At 32.3% G+C, this 13,275-nt stretch carries 12 protein-coding genes; 2 read left to right on the forward strand and 10 right to left on the reverse strand.

Features of this window, described 5'->3' with window-relative positions; genetic code table 11:
• Positions 1–4 precede the first annotated feature (4 nt).
• The 8 genes from AC1DS7_RS20445 to AC1DS7_RS20480 all read right to left on the reverse strand — a co-directional run bounded on the left by AC1DS7_RS20445 (position 5) and on the right by AC1DS7_RS20480 (position 10,657).
• Positions 5–1,708: a peptide ABC transporter substrate-binding protein gene (locus AC1DS7_RS20445; RefSeq protein WP_215588411.1), complete on the reverse strand. Its 1,704-nt coding sequence runs from the start codon at positions 1,706–1,708 to the stop codon at positions 5–7.
• Between the two features lie 400 nt (positions 1,709–2,108).
• Positions 2,109–3,824, reverse strand: coding sequence for a peptide ABC transporter substrate-binding protein (locus AC1DS7_RS20450; RefSeq protein ID WP_012261386.1), 1,716 nt, complete (start codon positions 3,822–3,824; stop codon positions 2,109–2,111).
• 281 nt (positions 3,825–4,105) lie between these two features.
• Complete coding sequence (locus AC1DS7_RS20455) at positions 4,106–5,809, reverse strand: peptide ABC transporter substrate-binding protein (RefSeq protein WP_002142690.1); 1,704 nt, start codon at positions 5,807–5,809, stop codon at positions 4,106–4,108.
• Between the two features lie 347 nt (positions 5,810–6,156).
• A complete protein-coding gene (locus tag AC1DS7_RS20460; protein ID WP_016100854.1) occupies positions 6,157–7,194 on the reverse strand; it encodes an LCP family protein in 1,038 nt (345 codons plus the stop codon).
• A 17-nt stretch (positions 7,195–7,211) separates the two neighbouring features.
• Entirely contained in the window at positions 7,212–8,210 is a 999-nt protein-coding gene (locus tag AC1DS7_RS20465) for a hypothetical protein (RefSeq protein WP_016100853.1), read from the reverse strand.
• A 12-nt stretch (positions 8,211–8,222) separates the two neighbouring features.
• Positions 8,223–8,756, reverse strand: coding sequence for an RNA polymerase sigma factor (locus AC1DS7_RS20470; RefSeq protein WP_000864747.1), 534 nt, complete (start codon positions 8,754–8,756; stop codon positions 8,223–8,225).
• A gap of 208 nt (positions 8,757–8,964) precedes the next feature.
• The gene (locus tag AC1DS7_RS20475; protein WP_002142696.1) at positions 8,965–9,771 is read right to left on the reverse strand and encodes an ABC transporter permease subunit; all 807 of its coding nucleotides are present in this window, start codon (positions 9,769–9,771) and stop codon (positions 8,965–8,967) included.
• On the reverse strand, positions 9,764–10,657 hold the full coding sequence (locus AC1DS7_RS20480) for an ABC transporter ATP-binding protein (RefSeq protein ID WP_016100852.1): 894 nt from the start codon (positions 10,655–10,657) through the stop codon (positions 9,764–9,766). The genes AC1DS7_RS20475 and AC1DS7_RS20480 overlap by 8 nt, the downstream gene beginning before the upstream one ends.
• 137 nt (positions 10,658–10,794) lie before the next feature.
• Here AC1DS7_RS20480 and AC1DS7_RS20485 point away from each other — a divergent pair, with 137 nt between their 5' ends.
• Positions 10,795–11,415 carry a TetR/AcrR family transcriptional regulator gene (locus AC1DS7_RS20485; RefSeq protein ID WP_080118282.1) on the forward strand — a complete coding sequence of 207 codons (621 nt, stop codon included), beginning with the start codon at positions 10,795–10,797 and terminating at the stop codon, positions 11,413–11,415.
• Between the two features lie 95 nt (positions 11,416–11,510).
• On the opposite strand, the gene AC1DS7_RS20490 is transcribed toward AC1DS7_RS20485, so the two are convergent.
• Positions 11,511–12,479, reverse strand: coding sequence for a helix-turn-helix transcriptional regulator (locus AC1DS7_RS20490; protein ID WP_215588414.1), 969 nt, complete (start codon positions 12,477–12,479; stop codon positions 11,511–11,513).
• Positions 12,480–12,538: 59 nt separating this feature from the next.
• On the opposite strand from AC1DS7_RS20490, the gene AC1DS7_RS20495 reads away from it, so the two are divergent.
• Positions 12,539–12,982: a VOC family protein gene (locus tag AC1DS7_RS20495; protein WP_002142698.1), complete on the forward strand. Its 444-nt coding sequence runs from the start codon at positions 12,539–12,541 to the stop codon at positions 12,980–12,982.
• 86 nt (positions 12,983–13,068) lie between these two features.
• Here AC1DS7_RS20495 and AC1DS7_RS20500 read toward each other — a convergent pair.
• A partial coding sequence (locus tag AC1DS7_RS20500) for an IS3 family transposase (protein WP_476999015.1) occupies positions 13,069–13,275 on the reverse strand: 207 nt, incomplete at its 5' end.

The following is a 13,275-nucleotide window of genomic DNA, read 5'->3' on the forward strand; positions in this document are numbered from 1 at the left end:
GTTATTATTTCTCTTCTACATACGCCCATTTGAAACTATATTCCGGACTAATATTATGTTTCACAATTCCCTTTATATTTGGTTGCATAACATATGATCTAGCATTTTGATATAAAGGTACAAGTGCTACATCATCTTCAAGTAACACTTTTTCTGCCTTCCCTAACTCTTCCCAACGTTTCTTTGCATCAGACATTAATTCTGTTTTACTCTTTTTAATACTCTCATCATATTTTGAATTTGAGTAACTCATTTGATTCTGAGAATTCGTTGTTTCAAACATATCTAAGTATGTCATCGGATCTGCATAATCTGGGCTCCAACCACCATATGCGATATCATATTCTTGCTCTGATTCTAATTTTAATTTTTGCTTAAACGGCTGAAGTTTAATATTTACTGTTACACCTTTTAAGTTTTTCTCAATCTGATCCTTTACATACTCTCCAACTTTTTTCGCATTACCAGTATCGTAGTTTAAGAATTCAATTGTCACCTGATCTTTTCCAAGTTCTTTTTTCGCTTCGTCCCATGCAGCCGCAGCCTTTTTAGTATCTTGTTTCAAACCATTTTTAAATGTTTCTTGGAAATCTTTACCGTCAGGTCCAGCTGCTAAACCCTTCGGAACTAAATAATCGGCTCCTTTTGAACCATCATTTAAGATGACATTTGCTAAATTCTTTTTATCTATCGATAATGCAATTGCTTCACGTAATTTCTTGCTTTTTAGTGGTGTATCTTGACCAGCACGCTTTTGATTTAAACGTAAATAGAATGTACTTGGTTCTGAATATGTTCCAAACTCATCTTTTTTATTTCTATACTTATCAACGAATTCTCCTGATAAAAGCGCGAAATCAATTGCACCTGTATCATATAAATTTACCCTTGTAGCTACTTCTTTTACTACACTGTAATTAATTTCATCTAGTTTTACAGTCTTTTTATCCCAATATTGGTCATTTTTCTTCAATTTCCAGCCTTGCTCATGTTTCCAATCAGTAAGTACAAACGGTCCATTATAGACTGTCGTATCAGATTCTAAACCGAACTTCTCTCCTTTTTCTTTTACGAACTTCTCATTTAATGGATAGTATGATGGGAATGCCACTAAGTTTAAGAAGTATGGTACCGCTTGCTCTAATTCTACTTCAAGCGTATAATCATCGGTTGCTTTTACTCCTAATTCAGTTACAGGTTTTTCTCCTTTATTAATCGCTTCTGCATTTTTAATATAGTAAGTAATAAATGCATACTCAGCAGCTGTTTTTGGATCTAATAGACGTTGCCATGCAAATACGAAATCTTTTGCAGTTACTGGATCACCATTTGACCATTTTGCATCTTTACGTAGCTTGAATGTATATTTTTTACCATCCTCGCTTTTTGTGCTAGATTCTGCTGCAGCTGGGATTGGCTTATTATCTTTATCAAGACGATATAATCCTTCCATCGTGTTTCCTAAAATTTGTGAACCAAGTGTATCCGTACTTTTCGAAGTATCCATCGTCGGAATTTCATTCGTTTCTGTTCGATTTAATACTTGTTTTGCTGCATATTTAATATCGGATTTTTTCTCTTCCCCACCATTAGACGTTGTAGTTGTTTTCTTCTCTCCACCTGATCCCGAGCAAGCTGTTAATGCCATACTCATTGCTAGAACTGGTGCTACAACCGCTGTTAATTTTGTCATCTTTTTTCTCTTCATTTCTTTGTACCCTCCCCAATTATATGTACGATATTAACAGTTAGAGATTCTCTATTAACTTTCGTTATCAGAAAATTCTTATTAATTAATATTCTACTATTTATTTCAGTTTTGTAAAGTATTTTTGCAAATTTTCTAAATATTTATTTTTTCATGATAATAACTTGCTATTTTACTATTACTACTATATGAATTATCCCCCGTCTACTATATGTAAACATATCCCCTCTTATTCTTCTCTATTGCTATGTTCTATATTTTTCTCATCAATATGAAATCTCTGCTATCATTTATCTATCCAATTGTTGAACTCCTTTCTAATTTCCATGTGCCTTATTCTCCTATTCATACAAAAAAAGCATTTCAAAAGCATATTAGCCACTTTTGAAATGCTTTCATGTTATTTCTTTCCGCCATCCTCAGTTACATACGCCCACTTAAAGCTATATTCTGGACTAATGTTGTGTTTCACAATTCCTTTTACATTCGGTTTCATTACATATGATCTTCCTGTTTGATATAAAGGAACTAATCCTGCATCTTCTTCAAGGAATATTTTTTCTGCTTTCCCTAATGTTTCCCAGCGCTTCTTCGGATCAGACAATAATTCATTACCTGCTTTTTGTACCATTTCATCGTATTTCGGATTTGAATAACTCATTTGGTTATATGGACTCTTCGATTCAAACATATCAATAAATGTCATTGGATCCGAATAATCTGGGCTCCAACCTGCAAACGAAACTTCATAATCTTGCGCTGACTCTAATTTTAATTTTTGTTTAAATGGCTGAATTTTCGTGTTAACTGTTACACCTTTTAAGTTTTTCTCAATTTGATCTTTAAAATAATCGGCAATCTTTTTCGCAGTTCCATCATCATAGCTTAGTAATTCAATTGTAACTTGATCTTTTCCGAGTTCCTTTTTCGCCTCTTCCCAAGCTGCTGCGCCTTTTTTCACATCATATTTCAGACCATTTTTAAATGTATCTTGATAATCTTTACCATCCGGTCCCGTCGCAAGCCCTTTTGGAACCAATTGATCAGTTGCTTTTGACCCATTATTTAATATAACGTTTGCTAAACCTTTTTTATCAATGGATAATGCGATTGCTTCACGAAGCTTTTTACTCTTTAACGGTGTATCTTGTCCGTTACGCTTTTGATTTAAACGTAAGAAGTACGTACTTGCTTCTGAATACTCACCATATTCATCTTTGTTCGATTTATATTTATCTACGAATTCTCCTGATAGTAGTGTGAAATCAATTGATCCTGTATCATATAAATTTACTTTTGTAGCAACTTCTTTTACTACACTATAATTAATTTCTTCTAATTTCACAGTCTTATTATCCCAATATTTATCATTTTTCTTCAACTGCCAACCTTGTTCATGTTTCCACGATGCCATTACAAATGGCCCGTTATACAATGTTGTATCTGCTTCTAAACCGAATTTCTCTCCTTTTTCTTTTACGAACTTTTCATTTAAAGGATAATATGACGGGAATGCTAATAAGTTTAAGAAATATGGTACTGGTTTGTCTAATTCTACTTCAAGTGTATAATCATCTACCGCTTTTGCACCTAATTCCGTTGCAGGTTTTTCACCTTTATTAATTGCCTCTGCATTTTTAATATAGTAGGCAATAAACGCATATTCTGCCGCTGTGTTTTTATCAAGTAAGCGCTGCCATCCATATACGAAATCTTTCGCTGTTACAGGCTCTCCATTTGACCATTTTGCATCTTTACGCAGTTTAAACGTATATTTTTTACCATCTTCGCTTTTCGTACTTGATTCTGCAGCAGCCGGAATAGGCTTATTATCTTTATCAAGACGATATAATCCTTCCATTGTGTTTCCTAAAATTTGTGCCCCTAACGTATCAGTAGATTTAGAAGTGTCCATCGTCGGAATTTCTTGATTTTCCGTACGATTTAATACTTGCTTCGCTGCATATTTAATATCAGCTTTTTTTTCTTCCCCACTATTAGATGTAGTAGTCGTTTTCTTCTCCCCACCTGATCCAGAGCACGCTGTCAATGCAACACTCATTGCTAAAACTGGTACTACAACCGCTGTTAACTTTTTCATCTTTTTTCTCTTCATTTTTGTACCCTCCCTAATTATATGTACATTACCAACCCTTGAGAGACCCCTTGCTAACGATTAATTTTCTGAAAATTATAACTAATATTATTCTACTCTATTTTTCATATTTGTAAATAGTTTTATTTTAAATATTCTGATTTTTATCTTCATAAATTAGTATGATTTATCCCCCATCTACTATATGTACGTACTATACGCCTTATTCTTCTCTATTTAACTGAGCTAAAAAAAAGCATTTCAAAGTAGCTAAGCTACTTTGAAATGCTTTTTTAACTCTATTATTTTTCAGTCACGTATGCCCACTTAAAGCTAAATTCTGGACTGATATTATGTTTTACTACACCTTTTACATTTGGTTGTAAAACATAAGAATCCCCACGTTGATATAAAGGTACAATCGCTACATCTTCTTCAAGTAATGTTTTTTCAGCTTTTCCTAACTCTTCCCAACGTTTCTTCGCATCGCTCATTAATTCCGTTCCAGCTTTTTTCACCATGCCGTCATATTTAGGATCTGAGAAGCTCATTTGGTTATGAGAATGCTTAGACTCAAACATATCTAAGAATGTCATTGGATCTGCATAATCTGGATTCCAACCACCGTATGAAATATCATATTGTTGCTCAGATTCTAATTTTAGTTTTTGCTTAAATGGTTGAAGTTTAATGTTAACTGTTACACCTTTTAAGTTTTTCTCAATTTGGTCCTTAATATATTCTCCAACTTTTTTCGCATTACCAGTATCGTAGTTTAAGAATTCAATTGTAACTTGATCTTTACCAAGCTCTTTTTTCGCTTCTTCCCATGATGCAGCAGCTTTTTTAGCATCTGGTTTCAAACCATTTTTAAACGTTTCTTGGAAGTCTTTACCGTCCGGTCCAGTCGCTAATCCTTTTGGCACTAAGAAGTCAGCTTCTTTTGATCCATCATTTAAAATTACATTTGCTAGATTTTTCTTATCGATAGAAAGTGCAATTGCTTCACGCAATTTTTTGCTCTTTAATGGTGTATCTTGTCCATCACGTTTTTGGTTCATACGAATGAAGTACGTGCTCACTTGTGAGAATGTTCCGAATTCGTCTTTCTTATTTCTGTATTTATCTACGAACTCTCCATTTAATAAAGCAAAGTCAACTTGACCGCTATCATATAAGTTAATTAGCGTTGCTGCCTCTTTTACAACACTGAAGTTAACTTCTTCAAGTTTTACAGTCTTTTTATCCCAATATTGATCATTTTTCTTTAATTGCCATCCTTGTTCATGCTTCCAATCTTTAAGAACGAACGGTCCGTTATAAACTGTTGTATCAGACTCTAAGCCGAACTTCTCCCCTTTTTCTTTTACGTATTTTTCATTTAATGGGTAGTACGATGGGAATGCTACTAAGTTTAAGAAGTACGGTACCGCTTGCTCTAATTCAACTTCAAGCGTAAGATCATCTACCGCTTTCACTCCTAATTCAGCGACAGGTTTTTCTCCTTTATTAACCACTTCTGCATTTTTAATTGGGAATGCGATAAACGCATACTCAGCAGCTGTTTTTGGATCTAATAGACGTTGCCAAGCATATACGAAATCTTTCGCAGTTACTGGATCACCATTTGACCATTTTGCATCTTTACGTAGTTTAAATGTATATTTTTTACCATCTTCACTTTTCGTACTAGATTCTGCCGCAGCTGGCATCGGCTTATTATCTTTATCAAGACGATATAACCCTTCCATCGTATTCCCTAGCATTTGTGAAGATACTGTATCTGTTGATTTAGAAGAATCCATCGTTGGAATCTCTTGTGTTACTGTTCGATTTAAAACTTGTTTTGCCGCTAATTTTTCCCCTGACTTACTATCTCCACTAGAGCTAGAATTTGTGCTTGTCTTTTTATCTCCGCCTGATGTAGAACATGCTGTTAATGCCATGCTCATTGCTAAAACCGGTACTACAACTGCTGTTAGTTTTTTCATTTTTTTCTTTTTCATTTTTGTACCCTCCCTAATTCTAAACGATAGCTATTTAAGAATTTTCTGATAATTCTGTTTTTCTTTATATATTTATCAGACGATTCTTACTACTTCTTATTCTACTAATTTTTTAAAATTTGTAAAGTGTTATTATTGAAAATTATTAAAAAATTATTTTCTTACAGTAATATTCATAAAAATTCCATATAGTTTTTTAACATCATTTATTATTGTTACATATACACTAATTTAATAGTGTTAATGATACTTTCCAATAAACAGACTGTAGATTATCGTTAATAAATAATGTATATTCTAGAGATCTCTTTCCTACAAAAACAAAAAAAGCAGATATAGCATCCGCTTTAATTTCCCTCAATTTGCTTCTCACTTAATCCAAGATGTGTTCTGAGTGTATTACTCAAATTTTGCAAGTCTTTTTTATTAGGATTATAATAATATACACGCCGTCCATTTGGGCCATTTGGTAAATATAAATCATCACCGTTCAGTTGAATCTTCTCAACTGAACAATCTAAACCATATTTATAAAAAGATAAAATATCATCCAATGCTAAATTTGTTTTAAAATCGCCATCGACGGCCTCAACCATTTTCTCCAGTTTTGTAATAGACCCTACACTTTTTAATTTACTTAAAATCGCCTCAATAACAAGTTGTTGGCGCTGTCCCCTCATTGCATCACTATCAATATGACGAGTTCTCGCCAAAGCAAGTGCTTCTTCTCCCGTTAATTTTTGAACCCCTTTTTTCAAGTGAATCGTATCGGGTTCATCTTTACTATTTTGTTCAGTAAATTCAACCGGGACATCTACCTCAACACCATCGAGCCCATCGACAATTTTAATAAATGACCCAAAATTAAATTTCACAAAATAATCTACCGGTACTTGCAGCAACTTTTCTACTGCCTCAACAGAAGCTTGTGGCCCTCCATCCTTTCCGTTTTTAACGAAACCACTTCCATATGCGTGTGTTATTTTATCTTTCTTCTTTTCGATTGGAACATATGTATAAGTATCTCTTGGTATACTGGTTAATTTCACTGTCTTATCTTCTTTATTAAACGTAGCTAACAATAATGCATCCGTATGAAATGCACCATTATAGCCCTTTTGCCGTTCTTGATTTTCATCAATCCCCATAATTAACATTGAAACGTTGTGTGTAATTGGCTTTACAGCTTTCTCACGTAAATTTGATTTTTCACCACGCGATAAGTTCAAATTAGATTTTTGTACGAGATTAGAAGTTTTCATATATACATAAGCACCATACCCAACTCCGCCAAATAGTAATACTCCTAACAATACACTTATGATCGTTGTCTTTTTATATTTTCGTTTATTTTTCTTTTCTCTTGAAGGAGAGGTATTCTCCATATAGTTCCCTCCGTTTTCTATTCATCTAATATGTTTTTCAATTTTTCATAATTAGTGCTATCCTTTTGAAATACATTCTCTTTCAATCCTTTGTTTATTTGTATCCATTCAGTCGTAATCGAATATTGAATCATACCTTCATGGAAACTAAGGAACTTCAACATAATCCCCGTATTTTTCTCTACAACCATTTCAAATTTCCCACTCAAATCTTCAGATGTACTTACAGGCATTTCTATGTTTATTACCCCTTCTATTTTGTAGCAATCGAGTCCAAGATACTTCGTTTCTTTATAACTCCAATCTTTATATCGAATTAATAGATCAGCAAATTCTGATTGAATACTGTACTTAGCGAATCCCACATATTCGTCATCATACCGTTTCTTCTCACTTGATTTTCTCAATAACCTTTCCGTAGGGCTTAATTTTAATAGTTCACTATTTCTTTCTTTTGGACTCCATCTCGTCTCTTTATACGTATTATTCTTATCATTAAACTCTTTTTTTCCTTCCTCACTATAAATCATCGTGCTTTTTTTCGATAGCTTGTCTTCTTTAGATGAAATACCACTTTGTTTCTCCGTATCAATCGCATATTTATATGTTGTAGCAATTCTTGTAGAGCTAGAATATTCTTCGAATTGCCCTGAAACATTTTGGAAATGATCAATTGAATCAAGCATCTTTTGATGAATCTTTTCCTTATCTGGATAATTGACGTTCGACTTTATTTCTTCTTCATTCTCATAATCAGAAAACGCATTCTTCTTTACGTAATTAAACATCCCTCCATTTTGTGCAAAGCTCTGTATAGAAAACTCAGACATAGATACAATTGATAGCGTTAGAACAGCGGCACTAATAAACATCATATGTACTCTATAACTCTTTCTTTTTACAGGAAGATTATGAAGTGTATCATTAATTTTTTCATTTAGTGCCTGTGGCAATACGGTATTATCCTTTTCTATTCTCTTTTTTAATTTTTCATCAAATAATTTTTCTTTATCCATTTTAACCACCTCCTACTCCATCTTTAATCGCTCTTCTAATTGTTCCCTTGCACGTGACAATCTTGATTTAACCGTTCCTTTTGGAATTTCTAAAAGCGTTGCAATACTTTCTTGATTCATATCTTCATAATAATAAAGTACAGTTACAGCTCTTAGTTCTTCCGTTAAAGACTGAATAGCATTACAAAGGTCAATATCTTCATATCGATCGAACGCCACCATATTACTATCATGATCCTCAATTACAATTACTTTTTTATAAGAGCGAATTATATTGTTACACTCATTTATTAAAATTCTAATGAGCCAAGTTTGAAAAAATTCTTCCTTTTTCAGTTTTTTTATATTTTCATAAGCTTTTAAAATTGTTGCCTGCATCGCATCCTCTATATTCGTCTCATCACGTAACATCGCCTTCGCAATGCGATACATCTTTACTTTTTCTGTATGTATAAGTGTCATAAAAGCCTCGTGATTACCCTTTTTTGCTAAAGAAACATCCGTTTCTTCTTTTACAATCATCTTATATAAAGGAATTACTTTCACAATTGGTCCTCCTGTTTCAGCCTCTCTATTAATTAAACTTTACACATATTAGACGGAGTATCCTAGAAAAAGGTTCAATTCTTTTGAATATTTCTACAAGAAAAAATGTAAACATTCCATTTTGACTATCTACTTAAATGTTTCTCTAAAAGATATCCCTTCGAATTTACAAACAAAAAAAGCCCACTTTCTCAGTGGACTTTCTAATTTACAACGGTAAATCCCTCTTCCTAAACACTACAATTGCTACTATGAAGATACAAAGTGCTCCAGCAGTTAAGCCTATACTTACTGGCCATATATTATATGTTCCTTCAGCAATTTCTTTCGGACGAAACAATGTAAATAAAGATATATTTCTCATCCACTCTAACTTATCACTTAATTTCCCTACCATATCTAATACGAAAAATAAGATTGTTAAACTGGCTGAGTAGCTAAGTGCCTTTCTTTCATCATTACATATACAAGAAAAGAAAAATGAATAGGCACTAACTACTAAAAATATAAGCCCTCCAACTACATTTATTTTCAAAAATAATTCTTTATTTAAGTTATTATCTTTTAAAAACCAATCTGCACCTAATATACCAGCTACATAAGTGACAATTACAATTATTAGTAGCCCCAATATGAGAACAGTAGCTTGTGTAATTGCAATTTGCACCCTGGATACAGGTGTTGCTAATAAATATGCCATCGCCCCTTTATCTACATGACGAGCAATTAGATGCGTTGCAACCGTGACACAAAAAATTGTTAAAATGATAATAAACAATAGACTATAATATTCACCAGCTAAAAAATCCATTACATTTTGAATCGGACTTTCCATTCCAACAATTTTTTTCACACTATCAGGCATGGCACTTATTAATTCATTTAAACCTTTGGCTGAAACCATCGATGGGAATATCCAAATTAATAACCATAAATAAAGAGCTGCACCAGTAGCATAGCTGAATATACTTTTTTTCGTTTCTTTCAAACTAGCTAAAAATAGTTGTTTATTCATGCTTTACCCCTTCTTTCTTCTCGTAATAATGCATAAATAAATGTTCTAAATCCGTCGCTCTCGTTTGAAGTGCAGTTACATTATAGTTTGAAAGTATTTGTAAAACAGTTTGATAGTTTCCTTGCACAATAATTGACGCCTCTCTACCTTTCATTCCTTCAAATTGCAAATCACATTGTTTAAGAGATTCGATTTCTTCTTGAGATGATACTGTTACATCTATCACCTGTCTTCTCATGCCTTGTAAATCATGAATGTTTTCAACGGTTACAAGACAACCATCTTTAATAATAGCTACTCTGTCACAAGTTCTCTCAATTTCAGTGAAAATATGTGATGACATAAGGATTGTTTTTCCTCTTTGCTTTTCCTCTAATATTAAATCTATAAATACTTGTTGCATAAGTGGATCGAGTCCTGATGTCGGTTCATCTAAAATTAACACTTCTGGATCATGCATAAATGCCGCAACTATACCTACTTTTTGTTTCATTCCTTTAGACATTTTTCGAATTGGTGTTTTCACATCGAACTGCAAACGTTCTATCAATTCATCTCGTCTTTTTATATTTTTTAACTCACGCATTCCTTGCATCAAATTTAAAAATTCTAATCCATTCATTCCTTCAATAAAAGAAATTTCTCCTGGTAAATAGCCAACTTCTCTTTGAATTTTCGCAGCATCTTCCCAACAATCTAATCCGAAAATTGTCGCTTTACCAGCCGTCGGTTTTATAAATCCCATTAAATTACGAATCGTTGTTGATTTCCCAGCACCATTTGGTCCTAAGTAGCCAAAAACTTCTCCTTCTTTCACTTCAAATGTAATATCAAACAAGCCTTTTCCATTTGAAAACTGTTTTGTAACATTTTGAACTGAAATCATAAACCCACCTCATTTTTTGAAATATTTAACATGTGATATTTCAAAATTATTGTACTCCTCATCTTTCATATTCGCAATAACTTTTTGAAATATTTATATGTCCATATTTCAAAAATATTGTTTTCAATTATTTTTTCTTGTATATTTTAATTGAGGTGATTGTATTGAACGGCTTTGAAAAAGTGAAAGAAAAGAAAAAACGTGCCATTAAAGATGCGGCCTTTACATTATTTTCAGAACGTGGATTTAATGAAGTGAAAATAGAACATATTGCAAAAAAAGCAAACGTTTCTCAAGTGACAATTTATAATCATTTCGGAAGTAAAGATGCGTTATTTAGGGAGCTTATACAAGAATTTATAATATCTGAATTTCAATATTATAAAAAACTTGCAGAAGAAAAATTACCTTTTCATGAGATGATGCAAAAGATGATCATTAGAAAAATGAATACTGGCGGGTTGTTCCAACCTGATATGTTGCTACAAATGATGCAAAGAGATGAAGAGCTCCGAGAGTTTATTTATAGTTATCAAAACGAAAAAATCCTGCCTTGGTATTTAGAAATACTAGAACAAGCACAGCAAAAAAATGAAATTAACCCTCACCTTACTAAAGAAATGATGTTGCTATACATTCAAATGTTCACTAAATTAGGTGATGATTTCGGGGCACAGCTTCTTGAAGGAGATCGCGAAAAACATATACAAGATATCGTTACGATGTTCTTTTATGGACTGTCCGTCCCAGAAAAATAATTTTTTTCTAAAGAACAAATAAAATCACCAAACGGCCCTTTGGATATTTAGATTTCAAGGGCTTTTTGGTGTTAAAAAAATTATTAATACTAACTTTATCTTAACGAAGTTAAATGCTGCTTTATAGATAATACCTTATTATAAATTAACTCTTTTAGCATAACAGGCTGAATTGAGATAATCGTTTCACCGAAATTCAGAAAATAACTTGAAACAAAATCAACTTCTTGTTTATTAAAATAGCCTGTTATAATGTAATTTTCATTTTCTTTTTGTATCCTCATGGAAGGATAATTCTCTTTATCAAAAATGTCTTTTCCTTTTTGATTAACAACGACAATAAAATCAGTTGCATCAGGCTTTCTGTGAAAAGTAGTAAGATAACTTAACAATTCTTCAAGATTTTTTGAATTAGTATTGCTTGTTTCCACAATAGAAAGAATTTTATCACATCTAATTATTTGAACATGATTTGTCTCAAAATTAAAGATTTTAGCATACCACTGGCCAAATTTAGATTCTATTCGAATAAATTGGGCGACCAATACTTTCTCCTCATCTTTTTTTAAATATGTTAAATGATAAACTCGCTCAGCAAAAATCCCCTGTAAAAGTTCTTTTAAGAACGGACTAAAGTTACTATGATTTGTTACTTCAAAGGAAAGCGTTCGTTCCATGATTGAAATATTTTTACTCACATTATCAGGTAATACATGTTTAAATTTATTTTCAAGCGCAATACTTTCTATATTAAATGGCTTTGTTTTGTATCCATTTAATGTAAGCATCGAAAAGTATAACGCATACATTTCATCCACACTAAAATATATTGGTGATAACACACTATTTTCTATAATTTTATAACTCCCATTTCTACCTAGTTCAGAATATATTGGTACACCTATTTCTTCTAATGATTGAATATCTCGCAACGCGGTACTTTTAGAAATATCATATCTAACCATTAAATCTTTTAAATTAAAATATCTTTTATTATTTAAGAAAATAAGCATATCATTTATTCGTTCAGTTTTTTTCATATTTCCCTCCATAAAAGGTGTCATGTATTGAAACCTTTTTAGTCTATATTATAATTATTAACTAATAAAGGAGTTATATATTTATGACATTAGAAATAGCTATTTTTCTTTCAATGAATGGGCAAGCAAAGGAGGCAATTAATTTTTATACACGTAATTTAGAGGCCAAGAAGTTAATGATTGTTACGTATGAAGAACTGGCCAAAAGAGATAGTTCTTTTGAAATTACAAGTGAAAATAAAGATCATATTGCCCACTCTGTTTTACAAATTGGGAATACAAAGCTAATGATAGCCGAAGATACAATGAACCCTACTGAACGTTATAGCGTTGGAAATAACATGTCACTTTGCATTCAAAGTGCTAATTTAGAAGAAATACAAAGATTTTATAATAATTTAATTTCCGATAAGCATGTGAAAATAATCTCTCCACTAGAAAAAAATATATTTAGTGAAGCATATGGTATTATTGAAGATCCTTACGGCATACAAATCCAGTTAATGTATGATAAACGACTAAACTAAATAATGAGTCATATTCGCATATTCCTAATAAAAAAAGACACGAAATTTGGTCTTATCCCCGTCAAGTAGACAGCTTTAAAAAAAGACTAAGCAGCCATTGAGATTCGATATTCAATCGGAGCTCGATGATTGAGTCGTTTTTGGAATCGTTTGTAGTTATAATGATAGATGTATGTTTCAATTGCTTGAATCAATTCTTCTTTTGTTTGATAATAATTGAGATAAAACATTTCAGATTTAAAATGAGAAAAGAATGATTCAATACAAGCATTGTCATGGCAGTTTCCTTTGCG

It is taken from the genome of Bacillus sp. P4_E1 (assembly GCF_056401715.1).